13 protein-coding genes are annotated in these 22,062 nt (G+C 46.4%); 8 read left to right on the top strand and 5 right to left on the bottom strand.

The features are described from left to right. Positions 1-203: 203 nt before the first annotated feature. On the bottom strand, positions 204-1,610 hold the full coding sequence (locus QUA74_RS01195; protein WP_333324209.1) for a TldD/PmbA family protein: 1,407 nt from the start codon (positions 1,608-1,610) through the stop codon (positions 204-206). Positions 1,611-1,878: 268 nt separating this feature from the next. Here QUA74_RS01195 and QUA74_RS01190 point away from each other — a divergent pair, with 268 nt between their 5' ends. Next, a complete protein-coding gene (locus tag QUA74_RS01190; protein ID WP_333324206.1) occupies positions 1,879-3,492 on the top strand; it encodes a HAMP domain-containing sensor histidine kinase in 1,614 nt (537 codons plus the stop codon). 65 nt (positions 3,493-3,557) lie between these two features. On the opposite strand, the gene QUA74_RS01185 is transcribed toward QUA74_RS01190, so the two are convergent. The 3 genes from QUA74_RS01185 to QUA74_RS01175 all read right to left on the bottom strand — a co-directional run bounded on the left by QUA74_RS01185 (position 3,558) and on the right by QUA74_RS01175 (position 11,250). Further along, a complete protein-coding gene (locus QUA74_RS01185; RefSeq protein ID WP_333324204.1) occupies positions 3,558-9,086 on the bottom strand; it encodes an AAA family ATPase in 5,529 nt (1,842 codons plus the stop codon). A 155-nt stretch (positions 9,087-9,241) separates the two neighbouring features. Next, positions 9,242-10,744: a UDP-N-acetylmuramoyl-L-alanyl-D-glutamate--2,6-diaminopimelate ligase gene (locus QUA74_RS01180; protein ID WP_333324202.1), complete on the bottom strand. Its 1,503-nt coding sequence runs from the start codon at positions 10,742-10,744 to the stop codon at positions 9,242-9,244. Positions 10,745-10,944: 200 nt separating this feature from the next. After that, positions 10,945-11,250 carry a glutaredoxin family protein gene (locus tag QUA74_RS01175; protein ID WP_333324469.1) on the bottom strand — a complete coding sequence of 102 codons (306 nt, stop codon included), beginning with the start codon at positions 11,248-11,250 and terminating at the stop codon, positions 10,945-10,947. Positions 11,251-11,593: 343 nt separating this feature from the next. On the opposite strand from QUA74_RS01175, the gene QUA74_RS01170 reads away from it, so the two are divergent. The 3 genes from QUA74_RS01170 to sbcD all read left to right on the top strand — a co-directional run bounded on the left by QUA74_RS01170 (position 11,594) and on the right by sbcD (position 14,888). Then, a complete protein-coding gene (locus QUA74_RS01170; protein WP_333324200.1) occupies positions 11,594-12,871 on the top strand; it encodes an ATP-dependent DNA ligase in 1,278 nt (425 codons plus the stop codon). 89 nt (positions 12,872-12,960) lie between these two features. Further along, positions 12,961-13,536 (top strand): Uma2 family endonuclease, encoded by a 576-nt coding sequence (locus tag QUA74_RS01165; RefSeq protein WP_333324198.1) that lies wholly within the window; start codon positions 12,961-12,963, stop codon positions 13,534-13,536. Between the two features lie 110 nt (positions 13,537-13,646). Further along, a complete protein-coding gene (sbcD, locus tag QUA74_RS01160) occupies positions 13,647-14,888 on the top strand; it encodes an exonuclease subunit SbcD (RefSeq protein WP_333324196.1) in 1,242 nt (413 codons plus the stop codon). A gap of 83 nt (positions 14,889-14,971) precedes the next feature. Here sbcD and fmt read toward each other — a convergent pair whose 3' ends face one another. Then, complete coding sequence (gene fmt, locus QUA74_RS01155) at positions 14,972-15,970, bottom strand: methionyl-tRNA formyltransferase (protein WP_333324194.1); 999 nt, start codon at positions 15,968-15,970, stop codon at positions 14,972-14,974. 387 nt (positions 15,971-16,357) lie between these two features. On the opposite strand from fmt, the gene QUA74_RS01150 reads away from it, so the two are divergent. From QUA74_RS01150 to QUA74_RS01135, 4 genes are all read left to right on the top strand, one after another. Then, positions 16,358-16,735: a hypothetical protein gene (locus QUA74_RS01150; RefSeq protein ID WP_333324192.1), complete on the top strand. Its 378-nt coding sequence runs from the start codon at positions 16,358-16,360 to the stop codon at positions 16,733-16,735. Between the two features lie 47 nt (positions 16,736-16,782). Continuing rightward, complete coding sequence (locus tag QUA74_RS01145; RefSeq protein WP_333324190.1) at positions 16,783-17,307, top strand: hypothetical protein; 525 nt, start codon at positions 16,783-16,785, stop codon at positions 17,305-17,307. Between the two features lie 65 nt (positions 17,308-17,372). Then, positions 17,373-18,713 (top strand): ABC transporter substrate-binding protein, encoded by a 1,341-nt coding sequence (locus tag QUA74_RS01140; protein ID WP_333324188.1) that lies wholly within the window; start codon positions 17,373-17,375, stop codon positions 18,711-18,713. A gap of 571 nt (positions 18,714-19,284) precedes the next feature. Next, positions 19,285-21,798: an MASE1 domain-containing protein gene (locus QUA74_RS01135; RefSeq protein ID WP_333324186.1), complete on the top strand. Its 2,514-nt coding sequence runs from the start codon at positions 19,285-19,287 to the stop codon at positions 21,796-21,798. Positions 21,799-22,062: the final 264 nt, after the last annotated feature.

The following is a 22,062-nucleotide window of genomic DNA, read 5'->3' as shown; positions in this document are numbered from 1 at the left end:
TTACGTACTGCGTACCAAAAAACCGATTTTTTAGCCGTATTTGACGACTCCAGACATAATTTTTGGCTATTCCGGTTTTTTTGCCCAATATCCTCAAAATATCAGACACCACAAACGGGCGCGAAATGTTGCACTCAAAAAATAAAGGTAAAGCGCGAGTAGGAATCTGGCGCTTTACCTTTATTTTTTAAACTTTTGCAGCTTTAATCTTCTTCCGCAGCTTCACCGCCAACAACGACATCGCGAATCCGCAAACTCGGGCCGCCACAGCCGACGGGCAAACCGCTTTGTCCTGCCTTGCCACAGCCGCCGGATTCATCCCAGTAGAAATCGTCGCCGATCGCCTCAATATCAGCTAAAGTGCTGAAAACATTACCCGAAAGAGTAACATCCCGCACCGGATTGTCGAGTTTTCCGTCGCGGATCATCCAAGCTTCGCCGGCACTGAAAGTAAACATTTCGCCGTTAGTCATGCCGCCTTGCCAATTGCGCGCATAAACTCCTTCTTTGATACCCGAAAATAAGTCAGCAACTGGCGTGTCACCCCGTTCAATCCAAGTATTCGTCATGCGGACGATCGGCGGATAATGATAATTCAAACAGCGAGCATTGCCGGTAGGCGTTTCTCCCAACTTGCCCGCAGTTTCCCGCGAGTGCAGCCGCCCGACTAAAGCACCGTCTTTAATTAACTGAGTAGTAGTCGCGGGAGTGCCTTCATCGTCGTAGAAATAGCTGCCACGGTGTCCCTCTGGCGCTGCACCGTCGAAAATTTGCAAGTTTTTGGGGCCGAACTGGCGGCCGAGGGTCATAATTTCCAAGATGTCGGGATTTTCGTAGGCCATGTCGGCTTCGGAAAGGTGTCCGAAGGCTTCGTGGACGAATAATGCGGTCAAAATTGGGTCGATGACGACGGTGTAGGTGTTGCCTTGGACGGGAGGTAAGGCTAGGGAATCTACCGCTCTCTGGGCGGCGCTGCGAACTTGAACATCGAGATCGGTTAAGTCTTCGTAGGCTTTGCGGGAACCAGTGGTTTCGCGGCCTGTTTGTACGGTTTCCCCACTGCGGGCGGTGGCTGCAAAGCGCATTTCCATGTCTGCCCAACCTTGTTCGAGCATGGTGCCTTCGGAGGTGGCGAGGAGCATCCGCTGGGTGCTGTCGCCGTAGCGCACGGAGATGGTGGCGATGCGGGGGTCAATGCTGCGGAGAATCGCCGCGTAGCGATCGCACAATTGCTTTTTGTCAATTAGGGGAACCAGACGGGGGTCTGTTCCTGTCAGCGGCAGCAAGCAAATGTCTTGTACTGGCGTAACTGGCGCCAGGATCGTTTCTTCTTCGCCGATCAGTTTTGCCGCGGCGATGGCTTCTTCGATTCTTTCGGCGAGGGTGGAAAGTCTGTTAAAACTGGCAAAGCCCCAGCCGCCTTTGTGACAAGCTCTGACTTGGCCGCCAATTGAGACTCCTTCACTGAGGGTTTCAATTTTTTCGCCCCGCAGCAGGATGTCGGTGCCTTCGGCTTCTTCCAGTCGAATTGCCAGATAATCGACTTGGTGGCGGTAGCGTGCCATTAAGTCTGACAGCAGATTTTTCGAGTCGGCGATCGAGGTGGGCATAAGGAAAGCACGGTGTTTAACTTACTTCATTTTGCACTTTTGTCAGGGCGATCGTGCAAAATATCGCCCCAAGCGCGGAGATTGCGACTTATTGGTACGGTTCTGCCAATATCGTTAGTTGACAAATGTGGATATCCTGTGAGTTAGGAGGAAGGCGCAAGAAATTATGCGGGATTTTTTGATCCTGCTGGTGCTTGACTCCTAACTCCTGAACTTTCCTATACATAAATACTTCACCCTTCATGCCTCCGAAGGTGGGTTTATAACTGTGAATACTTACTTTTTACCGACAATAAGCGCAATTTTAGCCTCCGAAGGCCAAGAAAATGACCTCAGTCTCTTTGATGCTAAGTTGGCGGGAGAAAACCGCCATCGATGTCCTGGAAGCCGTGGGGCTGCTCGGCTGAAAGCTGAACAGGAATGGTACGGGGCGATCGCAACTTTGAATCAAATGCTCGATCGGCAAAAAGCAGGACAAAAAACAGATGCCGATCGACCAAATTGTCGATCGACCATCCCCAATTCCTGTCAGGGATTGGTTTTGTCAGGCCCATCTTCGGTTTTGACTGACCCCGCTTTGGCCAACGGCTTTGCCAATTGGATTTTTACCAGTATTCCTGACAACGATGCAGCTTTGTGGTCTTTTCGGGCTAGACAAACTTTAGCTTTAATGCCGGCGGCTGATGTGCAAACATCAGTGCCTGCAGCGGCCCCGGCTTTGGCTTTGACAAGTGGCGATCCCTTAGCCAACGAGCAGTTTTGTTTGGTTTTAACTGTTAGTTTTAGCCTGGTGATGGTTTTGGGTGAAAATTCTGCGGGAATTCCGGCTTTTCTATTTTCTTTCGATCCGCAAGTAGTGGCGAAAGCGTGGGAAGTTTTGCGGCGCCGGGTGACTGAAAGCGACAGTTTGCTTGCCAATTCTGACGCCAGCTTCAATTTACCAGTTAGCCAATTAACTAATAATTCTACTAAATTAGATGCGCTGTTCGAGCAGTTTTTGCCTGGGGAGCCAAATTATCAAACAGTGATGCAGTTCAGCCGCTTGCTGTTGCATAATTTGCCTTTGGGTAAAGATGAAGCAGGCAGGATGAAGGATGAAAGAATTGATGATGGTTTGAACCCGATGCCTCAAAAGTTATCGGCTACAGATATCAACTGTAAATCTCCAATTCCTCTGGCTACTAAAGAGGTGGAATTGCTACAGGCGATCGCCCACGAAGTCCGCACACCTTTGGCTACCATTCGCACACTGACTCGGCTGCTGCTGAAGCGCCCCAAGCTCGATGCGGTAGTGATCAAGCGTTTGGAAATGATTGATGCTGAGTGTACCGCTCAGATCGATCGCTTCGGTTTAATTTTCCGCGCCGTGGAATTGGAAATGTCGCAAGCTAAAAATTCTGGCGTGCAGCTAACAGCAATGTCCCTGGGGGAAGTGCTGCAAAATAGCATTCCCCGCTGGCAAAAACAGGCGAGTGTTCGCAACCACACTTTGGAAGTTATTGTGCCGAAAAAATTGCCTGCGGTTGTCAGCGATCCGACGATGTTGGATCAGGTTTTAACTAATTTGATTGAGAATTTTACTCGAACTTTGCCCTCGGGGAGTCGCATTCAGGTGGAGGTGACATTGGCGGGTGATCAGTTAAAGTTACAGTTGGAATCGGAACACCTACCTGAAGCTAATGGCGCATCGACTTTTGCAGCTAAGGCGAATGGTCCTTTGCGATCGATCGGGCCTTTGTTGATGGTGCAGCCGGAGACGGGAAGTTTGAGTTTAAACTTGAGCGTGACTAAGAATTTATTTCGGGCTGCTGGCGGGAAGTTGGTAATTCGCCAGCGGCCCCAAAAGGGTGAGGTGATGACGGTATTTTTGCCGCTGCAATAGTGATTAGTGATTAGTGATTAGTGATTAGTGATTAGTGATTAGTGATTAGTCATTAGTCATTAGTTTTAATCTATTAAAATCTCAATGACAAATTCCGTTCCTTCTCCCGGTGTAGAAAAACAACTCAGTTTGCCGCCGTGTTTTTCTTCTACAATTTGACGTGCGATCGCCAGTCCTAACCCAGTTCCTTTGCCCACATCTTTAGTGGTAAATAGATGGTCGAAGATACGATTTTTCACGTCTTCTGACATTCCTTTTCCATTATCGGCGATGGAAATTTTTACCTTTTCACTTTCTAGTTTTGTCCGAATAGTGATGTGATTGGGATGGGCTTGAATTTCCGCAAAAGTCCGTCCTTGATTCGATTCTTCTAAGGCATCGATCGCATTCGCCAGCAGATTCATAAATACTTGGTTTAATTGTCCCAAATAACATTTGACTTTGGGAATCTTGCCGTAATTTTTAATGATTTGAATTTCAGGATGCTTTTCGCTAGCTTTCAGGCGATGGCGTAAAATCATCAAAGTGCTATTGAGTCCTTCATGGATATTGGCCTCAACTTTATTGGCGGTATCGGCGCGAGAGAAAGTGCGGAGGGAGGTGCTGATGTTTTTGATGCGCTCGCATCCTATTTTCATGGAACTCAACATTTTGGGTAAATCTTCTACTAGATAATCTAAATCTATTTCCTCTGCTTTCTCAATCAATTCTGCTTCCGGTTGAGGAAATTTTTCTTGATAGAGGCGCAAATAATCAATTAAATCTTGGACTCCAGCATTAGCTTCATTAAGGTTCCCGGCAATAAAACCAACGGGGTTGTTGATTTCATGGGCAACCCCTGCCACGAGATTACCTAATGCTGACATCTTTTCACTTTGGATCATGTGCATCTGAGTTTGCTGAAGTTCATTCAAAGTCTGCTGCACTTGGTGATAGAGGCGGGCATTCTCCAGAGCGATCGCCGCTTGACTAGAAAGAAAATTCAGCACTAGGAGGCGATCGCGACTAAACACCCCACTGGTTATCCGATTTTCTAGATACAAAATGCCGACCAAATTCCCCTGATTTAGAATTGGCAAACCCAGCAAACTCTCTGGTTGGTGGTGGTCTAAATAATCGTCCATCACAGGCAGATCAGTTTTGGCGTGATCAATGACAACTGCTGCTAGGGTGTTTTTGACATACTGGATTAATTTAACAGGAACGGTGGGATTATTCTCTAGGGGTTCCCTTTGCAGGCTAATGTGTTCCCTGGTAGCCATCGCCCGCACTTGCCATTCTTGATCTTGGCAGAGCATTAGTGCACAGCGATCGGCTCCCGAGTTTTGTAACATGGTTTGGGTCACAATTTGCAGCAACTCATCCAGGTCGATCGTGCTGGAGATCATTTGGGAGATTTGCAGGAGGGTCGTAAAATCTAGAGCATGGTTGATCGAGGTGCTTGAGGTAGTGGGGTGGGTACTCGAATGAATTGAGTAGGTGGGATTGGTGAGGGTGGATAGGGTTTCTAAAATAGTGACGGGTTGGGCGGACTGTTGTAAGATGGGGCGCAGCAGATCGGGATAACGTTTTTCTAAGTCATCGGTTTTGGCTTTTGCTCCCCAGCGAGCGTAACAATAATAGGCTTCCTGCATATAGCCTGCAGCGACTTTTTCTTTTCCCCAGCCGAGGTAGAATTTAGCGGCGAGTTCGTGGGCGAGGGCTTCTTCGTTGAGGAATTGGTTTTCTTTAGCGAGTTGAATGGCGCGATCGTAAAACTCAGCAGCCTGCCATTTTTCTTGAGCAACACGAGCCATCTCCGCCTCTAAAAGCAGAAATTTGGACAGACAGTTTTCAGGACAGTTGTCTGCCCACATTTTAAGTTGTTGCCGATTATTCTGAACAACTTCTTGATAATCTTTTGGGTGTTTTTCCGGTGCTTCCCCATAAAGTTGCAATACAGTCAAAGACTGATAAAAACAATGCAGGACACGTTGAAATTGTCCATAAAGTGTATTAGAAAACTCTGCCGCCGCTACTAACATTTCATAAGCTTTAGCATACTCACCATAGGTAAAAAACAAAAATGCTTTAGCGAAATAGTAAGTGCTACTGCCATAGCCATAGCCAATTTCATTGAATGTTGCTAGCGCCGACTCTTCATCAAATGTTTCAGAGCTAAGGCTATACTTCCCTATCGTTAGCCCTTGCAAATTCTCTAGGAGCTTGCACTGAAGAATTAGGGCAAATGCTGTCGTAATCTCCGTTCGTTCCGCAAAGCTGATGTACTTTTCATGTCGAGCCAGCAAACTGTGAATATCGCTTGAGACGATCGCCTGCTGCCAGAAACTGAACAGAGCACTGTGATGACACCAAGAAAAATCCCCTACCTCCATTGCCCCCTGATAAGCAGCTTGTTGCAGAACAAGATTGGAACTGACGTGCTTGCGCCAATGGTTGATAAAGTTGCCGAACGACATATAAATTTTGCCATTGAGGGTGGTGTTATTAAATTTTTCATTCACATTCAACCCTAAAAGTCCAAACTCATAGCCCAATTCATAGTCTTGAAAGCGTTGGCAGAGAATTGTGCCATACCAAACATAAACAAAACCCGCCACATTTGTATTCCCGTATTGCAAACAGAGATTGGTCATGTGTAAAACAACCAACACTAACAACTCCTGATTAGTTAGGTAAGTGGGCGGTACCATGTTCATTAGCAGTTTGATCAGCATCTGGCGTTCTTCATCGACAATTAGCGGTGCGTCGATTAGTCCTGCAACTGGGCGCTGATTTAAGGTTTTTTTTACTTCCAGAGCCATCCCTTCTAACTCGGCTTCATTTGGCAGAATCGACAGTTCTAAGCCTAACAGTTTTAGCCCTTCTATTCCTACCTGAATCGCCTTTTGATACAGAGCATTATTTTGATAATGAGTTAGCTGAATTGCAATAATTTTAGCTCGATCAAGAATATATTTGGCAGAAGTAAATGCGATCTCTATCAACTTTTCAGCTTCCTCAAAATTTCCTGCCAAAAATTCAGCCTCAAGGCTTTCTAGATACATTGTAAATGTTAATTTATATGCAGATTCCCATTTATTGCTGGGTAGAAAACTTAAACCGAAAGCGAGATATTTGGTCGCCGATTCATAAGCCGTTGATAGTTTGGCTCTCTGCCCTGCAAAGAGGCTAATTTTAGCAAGCTTTGTTCGTTCTTCTTGCTGCGTTATTAGCTCCGAGCCAATGATAAAATGATTAATAATATCGAACACTTCTTCTCCTCTTTCAACTTCTGAGAAATTCGGAAGAAGTAACTGTCCAATTTTGAGATGAGTTGCTTGCTTTTGGTCATCAGGAATTAATGAATAAGCAGCTTGCTGAACCCGATCGTGTAGAAACTTGTAGTGAGGTAATTGAGCTGCTGTCGTTGGCAAGGCGGGGCTAGTTGTCCGCTCTTCTTTTCCTAGATAAAACTTGTAAATTTCACTGGTTGGTAAGATGAATCCTTCTTGCAATGATTTCCATAAATCCGCAGCAGTTTCTTCCGGCGACTTCTCGCTGACTACCGCCAATGTATTCAAATCAAACTGCGCTCCAATGCACGCAGCCAACTTCAGCACATCCTGAGTTTCTGGTGGCAACTTCTGCAATTGCACCGCCATAAACTCCACTACATCATCGGTGATAGTTAGGGCTTTGACTTTGGCAATATCGCACTGCCACCCCCCTGTTACCCCCCTCTGCCCCCCGTTAGTAAGGGGGGATGAAAGGGGGGTGGGGTTAAACGCAATCAGCCCATCTTCCTGTAGCGCTCTGAGAAATTGCGTGGAAAAAAATGGATTGCCTTTTGTTTTTTGATAAACTAACTCGGTTAATGGCTGAGCAAGAAGGATCTCGCACGAGAGCGTATCTGCTATCAAATCGTTAATATCGTCTTGACTCAGAGGTTCCAAGGTAATAGTATTTACCGTTACTTGGGATTTTTCCATCTCTGCTACTGCCAACATAAATGGATGAGCCGGAGATACTTCGTTATCTCGATATGCCCCAATTACCAGCAAATTCTGACTATCTTTTTCACTCATCAACACTTGCAAAAGCTTCAGGGATGCTGAATCTGACCATTGCAAATCATCCAAAAAAATCACTAAGGGATGTTCTTTGGTGGCAAAAACAGAGATAAATTTTTGAAACAGTAAATTGAAACGATTTTCGGCGGCACTTCCCGAAAGTTCAGAGACAGGCTGTTGTTTGCCAATAATTCGTTCCAACTCAGGAATTACTTCTACAATAACTTGACCATTTTCGCCAAGAGCTTTGATAATTTTCCTTTGCCATTGTTTGAGCTGAGCGTCGCTTTCTGAGAGTAATTGATCCATTAAATCTCGGAAGGCTTGCACAAAAGCACTAAAGGGAATGTTACGTTGAAATTGGTCGTATTTGCCTTTGATAAAATAACCGCGTTGGCGAACTATGGGTTTGTGAATTTCGTTAACTACAGCGGTTTTCCCTATGCCGGAAAATCCGGCAACTAGCATCATTTCGCTGCCGGATAAGTTCGAGTCACGCCCGTCCTCCTTAATCAAAAGGAGGTCTTGTTTTACATCATTTTTATCGGTTCCCGACTCTTCTGGAGAACGAGAGTTAGAGGGGTTTGCTACTCGATCGAATGCTGCTAATAATGCAGCGACTTCGGTTGCTCTGCCGTAGAGTTTTTCGGGTATGATAAAGCGATCGCAAAAATCCCGCCGCCCAATGGTAAAACTCTCTATTTTACCTGTATTATTGAGTTGCTGCCAACAGTTTTCTAAATCGGCTTTCAGCCCTAATGCACTCTGATAGCGAGCTTCGGCATTTTTCGCCATCAATTTGCTGACAATTTCCGAGAGGACAAGGGGTATTTCGGAATTAATTTCACGTACTGATGGCGGGTGCTGGGCAATATGACAGTGGATCAATTCCATCGGATCGCTGGATTGAAATGGCAATTTTCCTGTCAGCAACTCGTAAAAAGTTACACCTAATGAATAAAAGTCTGTGCGGTAGTCAAGGCCGCGATTCATCCTTCCTGTTTGTTCTGGAGATAAGTAGCTGAGTGTTCCTTCAATTACGTTGGGACTCATCAGCATTTGAGTTTCTCGCGGCAGCAAAGATGCAATACTAAAGTCAATGAGTTTGATTTGTTTAGTCTCAGGATTAATCAGAATGTTAGCTGGTTTAATGTCTTTGTGAATGATGCGGTGGCGGTAAAGTATATCTAATGTATTGCTTAGGTCGATCGCAATTTGGAAAAAATCTACCAGAGATTGCACGGTTTTTCCTTTCCCCGTCCATTCCTTCAGAGAAATTCCCCCGAAGTCTTCCACAATCAGCGCATAGCTGTTCCGGTAGGGTTCCAAGCTGTAGGTTTCGATGATTCCGGGCAAATTCAGGTTTTTGGCGATCGTGTATTGATTGCGAAAATGCAAGAGTTCGCTGAAGCTGGGATACTCATTCCGCAAGACTTTGATGGCGACCGGTTTTTGGTCGCAGAGGCGAGTTCCGCGATAAACTAGGGTGCGAGTGCCTGAGTAAATGCAACCGAGAATTTGATAGTCAGTTAGTTCTATCATAGCAATAATTATTTTGCTGTTAAAATATTTTGTATTACTATTATAATCTAGTGCAAATCAGATTCTAGCTTCGTATCAATACTTAAAAATACAATAAATTTTACAGCCAGCGAACAGCTAACAGTTAACTGTTAACAGTTAACTGTTAACCGAATCTAGTTAACTGAATTTATTCTGGCTTTCAAGGCATCTCGCGCTTGTTCTCGATCGTCAAAATGGACTTTTTCGGTGCCCAAAATCTGATAATCTTCGTGTCCCTTTCCTGCAATTAGCACGCCATCTCCCGGTTTAGCGTCCATAATAGCACTGCGAATTGCAGCGGCTCGATCGCACATCACGATCGGCTTTACTGCGGCGGGAATTCCTGCTAAAACATCCTCCAAAATGCGATCGGGATTTTCCGTGCGCGGATTGTCGGAAGTAACAACAGTTAAATCGGCTAATTCTGCAACGATTTTACCCATGATCGGGCGCTTAGTGCGATCGCGATCGCCACCGCAGCCAAACACGCAAATCATCTGGCCCGGAATAAACGGCCGCGACGCTTTCAGCAAGTTCTCCAAACTGTCGGGAGTGTGCGCGTAATCGACAATAACGCTAATATCTTGTTCCGGGCTAATTTGCACCCGTTCCATCCGTCCCGGTACTCCGGAAAACTGAGATAATTTCTCCACAATTGCGGACAAATCTAAACCCAATTCTAAAACAGCACCGACAGCAGCTAACATATTTGATAAATTGAACTGACCGACTAAAGGTAAAACAAAAGCAGTTTCTCCCTTCGGCGTGTGCAGCATTCCCTTAACTCCATTGGGCTGATACTGCAAATCTGAAGCATACAAATCTGCGGTCTTATCGCTAGTGCTATAACTCCAAACTTTTTCAGAGTTGAGTGTTTCAACTATCCGCTTGCCGTAGGGGTCGTCAATATTAATTACAGCGCGATTTTTGAGGTAATGCGAACCAAATAAAAGCGACTTAGCCTCAAAATAATCTTCCATATCGCGGTGATAATCGAGATGGTCTTGAGTCAAGTTTGTAAACACAGCAACTTCAAAAGTACAGCCCAAAACTCGCTGTTGCGCTAAAGCGTGGGAACTGACTTCCATCACGCCGTGTTTGCATCCCGCTGCTACAGCTTCTGCTAGTTGTTTTTGCAGGTCAACCGCAAAAGGTGTGGTGTAAAGTGCAGTTTGTTGGAAGCCGGGCCAGCGAGTGTAAAGCGTGCCGAAAATCGCCGTCGGCAACTGCATTTGATTGAGCAAAAATTCGATTAAATGAGTTGTTGTAGTTTTGCCGTTAGTCCCGGTAACGCCGACAAGTTTTAAGTTGCTAGCTGGATTGCCATAAAATGCTGCTGCTATTTGACCGCAAACTTGAGTCATATCGGCTGCTGCGATGACGCAAGTACCCCCGTCTTCGGAAGGTGTTTTCTCGGCTGCTTGGGTGGAAATTATGGCCGCAAGTGCACCAGATTTGATCGCACTTTGCCAAAAATCTCCCCCATCTACCCGAGTTCCCGGCATTCCCAAAAATAAATCCCCCGCCTGACAAGCGTGGGAATTAGTGGATAAACCCTTGACTTCGGCATCGAGGGCGGGATGTTTGGCGTCAAAGGAAATGCTGGGAACTGCTGCTAATAATTCTCTCAATTTCATCTGAAAAACTCCTCACTTGGATATCTTGAACATGACTGGCGCAACACATTGTTTGAGTCGCTATCTACAAGCCTTTGCTGTGCGCGGTGCAAACTCTACGGTTTTCTCTGTGCGCGGTGCGAACCCTACAGGCTTAGAGTAAAGTGCACACCGCGCACGCCGAGGCCAGGATTAAAACCTGAGTTTTTGCGTAAATCGTATTATTGTGACGGATCTATTTGCAAATATTTCTGTAACATTTGCTCCAATTGGACAATTGTGCAGCGCGGAGAAGGACGGGGCAAAAGTTCTTCCGGGGACAATGCAGCATCGCTAGCAGAATTTATTGGCTGAGGCTGCACTTTAAACAAAACTGGAACTTCGTACTGATAAGCTTGAAACCAGTCGTCGCGTTCAGTAATATCTCGGACTTCGAGTTGAAACTTGAGGCTTTCAATCTGTTCGAGTTTTTCTTGCAACCCTTCGCACAAGTGGCATCCGGGTTTGCTGTACAAAATCAATCGCATCATAAGAGTACAATTAAACTCGATCTTAAATTCTCGAATGTGCGATCGCAACGAAAGCTAACCCAACGCGAGTAAGACGCAACTCACGGCTTTATTGGTCGCAATGCGCGATCGAAGTTATCTTAGCATTGGCGGCGAACAGATTACCGCGCTTGACCATCAACACACTACAACCCCATCCCTCTCTTTCTCTGTCCCCTCTGCGTCTCTGCGGTTAAAAAATAAATCTAGTCCACCAATGAAAGAGTTAAATTTATTCACATCACCTAATTGTCAACTTAAATTTGACTAATAAATCAATGTTTAGTATAGTATATAAATAGCCCTACACAAAGGAGGCAGTATGGACTGCACCGAATACGCAGAAGCAAAGCGAAAAGCAGCTAAAAAAATTAGCGCCGACATTCGAGAACGCTGGAACAATCGCATTGTTCAGCGGGAATTGCACTTGATGGGTGAAGCGGGGGCCGTGCAGTATTTATCTGATTATGGGCGCGGCATCGGTACGGCAAAAGTTATCGGTTTTGCACTGTGTGCGGAGTCGGAAGGATACCCCGAAATGGCGATCGGATTTTGGAAAAGAGCCTTTGAATTGGAAACCGGAGAAAAGCCGATCACCCTCAATGCTCCAAACAATTCTACCACCGATCTCGCTCCTGATAAACAATCAACTTCCGCCCCAAAAATAGAAACTGCCAACAATCCTATTGTGGCAGAATTGCCGCCGCACTTGCAGCCGGGAAGGATTGTGACAATGCAGCCAGTTGACGCGCCGAGCGATCGTTCTTATTATATCGAAAATCCCGATTATTGGGGACAACCAAAGCGCGACGGCAATCGAGTCGTTGTTATCGCGACGCCAGATAAAGTATACTACCAATCGCGATCGACTAATCTGCGACAGCAGCCATCGGTTGAAATTGAACAAGCATTAATCGACACAGCCGCTAAAATGGGCATCTTTGTTTTAGACGGCGAACTATATTACAAAAGCTGTACCGGCAGCGAACACCGCACGGGGGCGCAAGCTGCTACAGTTAATATTGAAAGCGGTTTTCCGACAATCCAGCCCAGCGCAATTTATGCCATTTTTAAAAGTTTGTTTTTCAAAGGCAATGACCTAACAATGGTGGCAGAAGCCGAACGAATTGCAGCGGGATTTGAAGTTGGCAAAATGCTGGCGAATTTATCCCCAGCCTTTGAAATTGTACCGACATTTCGCACTACCGCCGAAAAAATCGTCCTGGCAAATCAGCAGGAATCTGAAAATAGAGAAGGCGAAGTTTGGGTGTTGCACAACTGCCGCTATGTCGGTGGCAAAGATGTCAAGAAATATCCGATGGTGAGGACTAAATACTGCCTGGAATTCGACCTGTTTATTGTCGGATTGACGGCGACAAAAGTAGCGGGGCGGCCCTTTAGCGCCGTGAAAGTGGCGCAAGAAATGGATGGCAAATTAGTGCCAGTAGGAACAGTGGGAACGGGTTTTAGCGCCGGGGAAATGCTGGAAATTGCCCGACTCTACGAGGCTAACCCTAAAAGTGTCAAAATTAAAGTGCGATCGCAGGGTTTGACGGAAAGTGGCAAACTGTGGCACGCACGGTTTCTGGAGTTTTGTTAAATTTGTAGGGAAACGGCACTGCCGTTTCCTTCCCCAAATATGCGAGTTCTAACACATAGTATCAGATAAAATCAGCGGAGTAAAAATCAATGGTTATTAGCAAAAACAATTTCTACATTTCTCCAGAAGAGTACCTAGAAGGTGAGCGAGTAAGCCCGATCAAACACGAATACAGACGCGGACACGTTTATGCAATGACAGGGGCCAAAAAACCTCACATTATTATTGGTAGTAATTTAGTTCGGCTGCTGGGAAATCATCTTCTGAATACGCCATGCTTAGTTTTATCATCAGATATAAAAGTCAGACTGGAAGAGGCAAATTGCTATTACTATCCTGATGTAGCGGTGACTTGCGACGAAAGGGATACCTCAACTACTGAAGATTTCATTTTATATCCATCTTTAGTAGTTGAGGTATTGTCGCCCTCAACGGCAGCTTTCGACAGGGGCGATAAATTTGCCGATTACCAAACTTCTCGGAGTTTGCAAGAATACGTACTCATCACTCAATCTGAGATTAAAATTGAGTGTTTTCGGCTCAATGAGTCAGGAAATTGGGTTTCTCAAACTTACGGACAAGGAGATAGAGTAGAATTTGTTAGTGCGAATTTTAGTTGTGCAATTAGCGAAATTTATCAAAAAGTCCCCGGCCTCATATTGTGATGTATGAAAAAAAAACTTTCTTTGGTTCGTAGTCAGGAATGCAAGTCCTTCTTGTGAAGACTTCCGTCCTCACTCCGAACCGAAACGATAGCTAACCAATAGAAAAAACAATGATTAAAATCTTACACCTTTCAGACATTCACATGGGAAGCGGCTTTTCTCACGGCCGGATTAATCCAGAAACCGGTTTAAATACGCGGCTGGAAGACTTCGCGGCGACGCTGAGCAAATGTATGGATAGAGCAATTTCTGAACCCGTAGATTTAGTCATATTCGGCGGCGATGCTTTCCCGGATTCGACGCCGGCCCCGTTCGTAAAAGAGGCTTTTGCCCGCCAATTCAGCCGCTTGGTGGACGCGCAAATTCCGACTGTTTTGCTAATAGGAAATCACGACCAACATTCTCAGGGACAAGGCGGCGCGAGTTTGGGGATATATCGGACTTTGGGGATACCTAAGTTTATTGTAGGCGATCGCCTGGACACTCACCTCATTCAAACCCGCAACGGGCCCGTACAGGTGGTAACATTACCTTGGTTGACTCGATCGACCTTAATGACACGTTCCGAGACTGAAAGCCTGTCTATGGGCGATGTTAACCAATTATTAACCGAAAAACTGACGATCGCCCTAGAAGGAGAAATCCGCCGCCTCGATCCAAACGTCCCCACCGTACTTTTAGCACACTTAATGGCAGATAAAGCGAGTTTGGGTGCAGAGCGTTTTTTAGCAGTTGGAAAAGGCTTTAACATTCCCGTTTCCATGCTAACTCGCCCGTGTTTCGATTACGTTGCTCTCGGCCACGTTCACAAACACCAAAATCTGAATGCTTCTAACAATCCGCCCGTAATTTATCCCGGAAGTATCGAACGAGTTGATTTTAGCGAAGAGAAAGAAGATAAAGGTTTTGTGTTAGTTAATTTGGAACGGGGAAAAGCTGATTGGGAATTTTGCACTTTACCCGTGCGAGTGTTTCAGACTATTAAAGTGAATGTTGCGGAATCGGAAAATCCGCAAGCTGAGCTGGTGAAAGCTATTGGGAAGAAGGAGATCGCAGACGCGGTTGTGAGATTGATCTACCAATTGCGATCGGAACAATTAGACTTAATTGATAACGCAGAATTGCACGCACTTCTCGGCGAAGCCCACAGCTACACAATCCAGCCGGAATTAGTCAGTCAGCTAGCGAGGCCGCGGTTGCCAGAATTGAATGCTAACAATAGTATAGAACCGTTAGACGCTTTGAAAACTTATCTGGCAAGTCGGGAAGATTTGAAAGATGTTGCCGACAGTATGTTAGAGGCGGCGCAGGGTTTGTTGGGCGGCGCGGAGGAAGTTTTGGTCGAATTTTAGTCAAGAATCGCGCATCTAATTACAGGATGATTTTGCTGCCAAATATTGTAGGGTGGGCATCTTGCCCGCCCTAAATATACTATTTAACTCCCAAAAATCTCACCCACCGCCAATCGAGTTCCATTGGCAAAATCCACCCCAGACTGCACCTTTTTCCCCGCCAACTGCACCTCCCGCAACAATAATAAACCATCACCAGTTTGGACGATCGCCCCCAAGCCCTTCACAACCTTGACAACTTCCCCATTTGCGCCCGACAATTGATCCAAAACAGGCCATTCGCGTTCCAAAACTCTCAAATCCGCTGGCATTTGCAGCCAATATTCCGGCCCGACGGGCACAGTAGCTATCACCTTCAGAGAATTGCCACGAAAAGCCGTCGTGCAATCCGGGAAAAAGCCCCTAACTTGATTGTGAAGGTCGATCGCACTTTTCGACCAATCCAGCACATAATCCGTACTCTTAATCATCGGCGCATAAGTCGCCTCAGCATCATCTTGAACAACAGCTTCAATTTTGTCGTCCCTCAATTTCACCAAAGTTTCCACCAACAAATCGGCCCCAAGTTCCGCCAACCTGTCTCCCAAAGAATCAGCATTATCCAACAGCGTAATACCCGCAAAAGCCTTCAACAGCATCCCGCCAGTATCCATACCAGCATCCATCAGCATAGTAGTAATTCCCGTCGCCTTTTCCCCGTCATAAAGACAGCGCTGAATCGGCGCGGCACCGCGATACTTCGGCAAAATTGAACCGTGAACGTTAACGCAAGCCAAACTAGGAATATCCAGAATTTCTTGAGAAAGAATTTGGCCGTAAGCCACCACCACAAAAAAATCAGCTTCTGCTTCCCGCAATTTGGCAATTGTTTCAGAATCTTTCTTGATTCGCTGCGGCTGCCAAACCGGGAGATGGTGATTTAAAGCCGCCATTTTTACAGGTGAAGGTATCAATTGATTGCCTCTTCCCCGACGTTTATCTGGTTGAGTCACCACAGCCACTACCTCGAATTCGGGATGACTTAGCAGACTGGATAAAGTAGGAACAGCAAATTCGGGAGTGCCAAAAAAAACAATTTTCATAGATTTTTAGTTATTAGTAAGTAGTTATCAGTCATCAGTTAGAGCGTGTAACCGTGATTCCTCTAGATACTGTCTTGCACTGTCAAAACGAGAAATCTACCAATCAACCCGGTTTCTAGCTCCCAATGCGTCTAGGACTCCAATAATGGTAGTTTCCTCCTCGATTATACACTTCGACGATAGTTCCGCCTTGTGCGATCGACAAAAAGGAACTCGATTGATACTCAGGTGCAGCCAGACTCAAACGCTCACAAGCAATGGGTTTGATAGACGCAAAAACCTTTGCATCTATTCTTCCCAAGTTAACTTTAACTGTTCTACATTAGGAATTCTCATCGAATATACCTTTATTACTGCTAATCTCAATCTTATCATATTTCCCCGAACATGGAAAAACCGTCGAATCTCCTGCTTAAACTCAGCCGCAGCTTATTTGCAGACACCGCCGAACAAGAAAAGTTTATTCATGCCGTCACCAATCCCCAAGCTTTTAATCCTGCTATCTTGTGGCGGCAACCCAAACCAACAGACAACCCATTTACTGTCGAAATTCCAGTTTCTTGGCAACCGGAATTTGTAGATAGACTAGCCTTAGAAGGGCAGCCGGGAAAACATTCCTTACATCAAGCAGGACATTACTACTGTCTCGACTTTCCCTCAATCTTCGCCGCCTCCACCTTATTAACAATAACGCAGCCAATCAAACTAATCCTAGATATGTGCGCCGCGCCGGAGGTAAAAGTGTATTTTCCTGGAAAACATTAAACCCACAATTGCTGTGGTGCCACGAAGTCATAGGCAAACACATGGGAATGCTTATCTCTAATTTAAGACGCTGCCAAATTCAACCATCTGTCGCCACTAACGTCGATTCAAAAATACTTGCCGAGAAGATACCACAAACTGCTAATTTAGTAATAGTAGATGCTCCTTGTACTGGTCAGTCACTCTTACCAAAAGCAGACAAAGCACCCGGATGCTTTCATCATGTCACCATCAACAGCCATGCCAACCGCCAAAAAATAATTTTAGCCAATTCTGCTAAAATTGTAGCGCGGCCAGGTTATCTTGCATATATGACCTGCACTTATTCCACCGCAGAAAATGAACAAGTCAGCAAATGGCTGTTAAGCAAATTCCCCGAATTTCAGCCAGTCACTGTTCCTCATTTAGAAAAATATCGATCGCACCTGACAGAAATTCCTTGCTATCGGATGTGGCCACAAGATAGACTAGGAGCAGGAGCTTTCACCGTTTTGTTTCAAAACACCTCGGAGGGAGAGAGAAATCAACTACCAGCAGATTTTCTAGATTTAGCTCGTTTTACCAACATCTAACTATCCGCGTCCATCCGCGTGCATCTGCGGTTAAAAAAATCTTCTTCCCTGAATCCCAATAAAAAATGATTTTATCCCAATTATCCCAAGCAATTAAAATGCCACTAAAACTAGCTGTCTGCATTTTATTTATCTTAAATATCCTAATACTAAGCGGTTGTCAAAACAGCACAACCCCAGCCTCAAAAAACGGCGATCCGATCGAACTCACACTGTGGCACGGCATCAATCCCCCGCCAAATCGCGACGTATTTCAAACCCTAACAGACCAATTCAACAAAACGCATCCCAACATCCAGATCAAACCAGTTTACATCGGCCAGCCAGACCAACAACTGCCAAAAATATTAACAGCAATAGTTGGAAATGCACCTCCTGATTTGCTTTGGAATGCTGCCACAAGTTCCGGAAAACTAGCAGAACTCAACGCAATTAAGCCGTTAGAAAACTGGCTCGACAAATCGCCTCTGAAAGCCGAAATCTACCCGGCACTCTTCGAGTCAATGGAACTCGACGGACACACTTGGTCAGTTCCCCTAGCGACAAACAACGTCGCCATCTTTTACCGTCCCAGCTTATTTGCAGCAGCAGGAATCAAAGAAGTGCCCCAGAATTGGGCGCAATTAAAGCAAGTAGCCCGATCGCTCACCCGAGACACCAACGGAGACGGCCGCACAGATCAACACGGCATAGTGCTCCCCCTAGGCAAAGGAGAATGGACAGTATTTACCTGGCTGCCATTCATGTTCAGCGCCGGCGGCGAACTCAAAGGCAAAACACCTCAAAGTCCTGTACCCCAAATAGATAATCCCGGTTCTCGCGCCGCCTTAGAATTGTGGAACGACTTGTTAAAAGAAGGTTCAGCAATATTGTCAGCACCCGAACGCGGTTACGAACTCGACAACTTCATCGCCGGGAAAGTCGCCATGCAAATTACCGGCCCGTGGACGCTAGCACAGTTGCAGCAAAGCGCGATCGACTACGCAGTAATGCCTTTACCGAGCCTCAAACGCCCCGCAGCCGTCGTAGGGGGTGAAAACCTATTTTTAATGAAAACCTCGCCAGAACGAGAGCGAGCAGCCCTAGTATTCTTAGAATACGTTCTAGGTGAAGAATTCCAAACAGCATGGGCATTGGGAACAGGTTATTTGCCCATTAACTTAAAATCGAGACAGAGCAAAGCTTATCAAAGCTTTGTGGAAAAAAACCCTGTTTTGCAAGTATTTTTAGAGCAAATGAACTCAGCCAGAGCGCGACCCATTATTTCAGGTTACTCCCGCCTGTCAGAAAACCTCGGTCGTGCCATAGAGGCAACCCTTCTGGGGCGCAACCCCCAAGACGCCCTTAAAGAATCTCAAGAGCGTTTGACACTAACCTTAGATATTGCAACAGCAACAGGGAAATAGAGAAGGGAAAATATTTTTTGTGCTGTAACTTCTCCGCCTTCACTGTATTCGATCGCAATACTTGAAGCCTCGATTGATGGGTTAAAAATCTAGTGAAAATTACTACCGCCTGCACTTCTAATCAGAAACCGTGTTTCTTGCCCCAAACTTACCTAAAAGCAGAGATTTTACGTCGCTGTTATTGATATTTTAGGTATTTTAGGTATTTTAGGTATTATTGAGCATGGTGCAAGATGTTAGGGTGAATTGACTTACGATCGCCCGACACAAAAAGACACCCGCTGTGGCTCGGTAATAAATTTTTAAGAAAAACCAAAAATTTACAAACCAATTGCTTAGCCATTAGAGATATATTTACAAAAAAGCGATACTCCCGAAATTCATGGGCAGATTTGATCGAACAAAAAAACCGAACCCTCAACGGCACCACAAAAAGTTAGCTCAAACGCTTCTCTCACTACCTACCACCCATGACCTACTATCACCTAATAGAAACATTTTCTCTACCCTCTGCCTGTCCCGTGCCACCTACTGAGACCCCAACAACCGTCCACCTTTTCCCCAAACGACCATGCAGACAAAGTTCCTTAACCCAATCAAAGGACATTCCTGGCGGTACTTCCTCGCAGTAGGCGCGATCGCCCTGGTCTACTATTGGGCGTCGCAATTCGCAATTTCCACCCTCACCCTCAGTTCAGAAATTTACCCGATGTGGCCAGCAGCAGGAATTGCCCAAGTCGCCCTGCTGCTGTTTGGGCGGCAACTGTGGCCGGGAATCGCGATCGGAGGCTTCCTGTTCAGCATGAGCGTACCGTCGGCCAACATCGGCACGGCATTGATCTCGGCAGGCGCCAGAACCCTGCAAGCGTGGGCGGGAACTTATCTACTGCAGCGCATTAACTTTAGCGCAGGGCTCGATCGGCTCAAAGACGTTTTAGGAATAGTCGGACTAGCAGCCTTGGGCTCTACTCTAATCAACTCCAGCATCGGCAGCATCCTCGTATGCCTGACCGGTTTATCTAGCTGGAGCAATTTTGGCACGATTTGGGGGACTTGGTGGGTGGGAGACGCTATGGGAATTTTGCTCGTCGCCCCGCTGCTACTGACGTGGCAACAATTGCCCAAAGTCCCCACCCATCGCAAACAGATAGCAGAACGAGCGATTTGGCTGCTGCTGCTACTAGCAGTCGGCTGGCTCGTCTTTTGCTCCCGCACCCGCGCCGCCTACGCCCGCTATCCCCTCGAATACTTACCATTTCCCCTAGTAGTTTGGGCTGCCTTTCGATTCGGCCAGCGCTACACGGCCCTCTCCAACCTCATCCTCTGCGGCTTCGCCATCTGGGGTATAGCCCGAGGCAGCGGCCCCTTCCTCAAACACGCCAGCAGTATCCCCCAAGCACTGTTATCCCTGCAAGCCTTCATCGCCGTCATCGCCGTCACGGGCTTAGTCTTAGCTGCCACCGTCGCCGAACGCCACCAAGCAGAAGCCTCCCTGCGGGCCAGCGAAGCCAGCCTCGCTAACGCCCAACGCATCGCCCAGCTAGGCAACTGGGACTTAGACCGCAACGCCCAGCAATTGCGATGGTCAGAGGAAATTTACCGCATCCTGGGACAGCAACCGGGAACTTTTGAACCCAGCCTGGAAGCCTTCTTGGAATACGTGCACCCTGAAGACCGAGAATTAGTCAAAACCTCGATCGAAGCCGCTTTATTTCAGCAACAGCCTTACAGCATCGACTACAGACTCATACTCCCCGACGGTAGCAACCGCACAGTCTACGAACAAGCCGCCGTCACCTCCCTCTACATCACCAGCACCGTCCAAGACATCACAGACAGAAAGCAAGCCGAAGCCGCCCTGCGTTCTTCAGAAGAAAGATTTTCCAAGGCCTTTCACGCCTCCCCAGTCGGGATCAGCATCTGCACCCTCACAGACGGATGCTTCCTCGATGCCAACGAAAGCTTTTTGCGCTCATTAGGCTGGCTGCGGCACGAATTTATCGGCCGCACTCCCAGCGACTTAGGAATATTTGTCAATTCAGAAGACGGGGGGCGGCTCGCCCAGATTTTGCAATCACAAAATTCAATCAGCAACCAAGAAATCAAAATTCGCACCAAAGCCGGCGAAGTGCGCGACTGGCTGCTGTCAGTGGAACTCATCCACCTCGGCACCACTCAGTGCGTTTTAATCATGACCACCGACATCACCGAACGCTTGCGTTCCGAAGAATTCCGCCGGGCCGCATTAGCCGCCGAAGCTGCAAATAGATCCAAAAGCATTTTTCTCGCCAACATGAGTCACGAACTCAGAACCCCCCTCAACGCCATCATCGGCTACAGCGAGATCCTGCAAGAAGACGCCCGAGACCTCGGTGCCGAAGAATTCATTGACGACCTCCAGAGAATTAACACCGCCGGCAAGCACCTACTAGACCTGATTAAAGATATTCTCGACTTGACCAAAATTGAAGCAGGCCGCACCGACTTGCACGTCGAAACCTTCACCATTTCAACTCTGGTTGAGGAAGTAATTGCCACGATCGCGCCGATGGCAGACAAAAATAGCAATATCCTAGAAATACAATGCCCCGATGATATTGGCTCGATGCAGACCGACTTGACTAAACTCCGGCAGTCTGTGCTCAACCTCCTCAGCAATGCCTCGAAATTTACTCGCTCCGGCGCGATTACCTTCGCCGTTACCCGATCCGTCGAAATCCCCGCCGACGCTGCCAAGAAAGGCAAAAAACTTGGAGCGTATAGAGGAGGTGGCCAAGCTGAAAATAGCTTGTCTCTTTTATCTTCCGCTCAAGATTGGATCATTTTTACGGTCAAAGATACCGGCATTGGCATGAGTCCCGAACAGTTAGCCAAAATCTTTGAGCCTTTCACCCAAGCCGATTCCTCAACTACTAAGAAGTACGGCGGCACTGGTTTGGGGCTGACGATTACTAAGAAATTCTGCGAAATGATGGGCGGAGACATTACTGCATTCAGCGAGGTGGGCAAAGGTTCTACTTTTACCATTCGGCTGCCAGCTATTTTCACCGACCTTTCAATCTCAACCGAAAAGTCTGACCAATAATATTTTTTTGACAGTTATTTTCGAGACCTGCAAATTTTATTTGCCTCCTCACTTAGCTGATTATTTCGCTAGCAGTTAGGGAGATTTGAAACATAATTTGTCACATTATTAACTGAGTTTTTTTAGTAGGTGTTCGTAATATAGAACTCGAAGATTAGGTTGGGCTATCTAACCCTAATTAAGTTATAAGTAAGTAAGTAAGTAAGTACGAAAAGTCCTGAAATCGTTTCCGCTGGCATTAAAATAAGAATTTTTCCAGTGCAG

Source organism: Microcoleus sp. LAD1_D3 (assembly GCF_036702135.1).
In the GTDB taxonomy this organism is placed as follows: domain Bacteria; phylum Cyanobacteriota; class Cyanobacteriia; order Cyanobacteriales; family Microcoleaceae; genus Microcoleus.
The sequence above is the reverse complement of the archived record's forward strand: the minus strand, read 5'-3'. Positions and strand labels throughout refer to the sequence as shown.

Bases quoted from the DNA above. Each gene is read 5' to 3' on its own strand.
- QUA74_RS01195 (WP_333324209.1), bottom strand. From the start codon at position 1,610: ATGCCCACCTCGATCGCCGACTCGAAAAATCTGCTGTCAGACTTAATG.
- QUA74_RS01185 (WP_333324204.1), bottom strand. From the start codon at position 9,086: ATGATAGAACTAACTGACTATCAAATTCTCGGTTGCATTTACTCAGGC.
- QUA74_RS01180 (WP_333324202.1), bottom strand. From the start codon at position 10,744: ATGAAATTGAGAGAATTATTAGCAGCAGTTCCCAGCATTTCCTTTGAC.
- QUA74_RS01175 (WP_333324469.1), bottom strand. From the start codon at position 11,250: ATGCGATTGATTTTGTACAGCAAACCCGGATGCCACTTGTGCGAAGGG.
- QUA74_RS01170 (WP_333324200.1), top strand. From the start codon at position 11,594: ATGGACTGCACCGAATACGCAGAAGCAAAGCGAAAAGCAGCTAAAAAA.
- QUA74_RS01165 (WP_333324198.1), top strand. From the start codon at position 12,961: ATGGTTATTAGCAAAAACAATTTCTACATTTCTCCAGAAGAGTACCTA.
- sbcD (WP_333324196.1), top strand. From the start codon at position 13,647: ATGATTAAAATCTTACACCTTTCAGACATTCACATGGGAAGCGGCTTT.
- fmt (WP_333324194.1), bottom strand. From the start codon at position 15,970: ATGAAAATTGTTTTTTTTGGCACTCCCGAATTTGCTGTTCCTACTTTA.
- QUA74_RS01150 (WP_333324192.1), top strand. From the start codon at position 16,358: ATGGAAAAACCGTCGAATCTCCTGCTTAAACTCAGCCGCAGCTTATTT.
- QUA74_RS01145 (WP_333324190.1), top strand. From the start codon at position 16,783: ATGCTTATCTCTAATTTAAGACGCTGCCAAATTCAACCATCTGTCGCC.
- QUA74_RS01140 (WP_333324188.1), top strand. From the start codon at position 17,373: ATGATTTTATCCCAATTATCCCAAGCAATTAAAATGCCACTAAAACTA.
- QUA74_RS01135 (WP_333324186.1), top strand. From the start codon at position 19,285: ATGCAGACAAAGTTCCTTAACCCAATCAAAGGACATTCCTGGCGGTAC.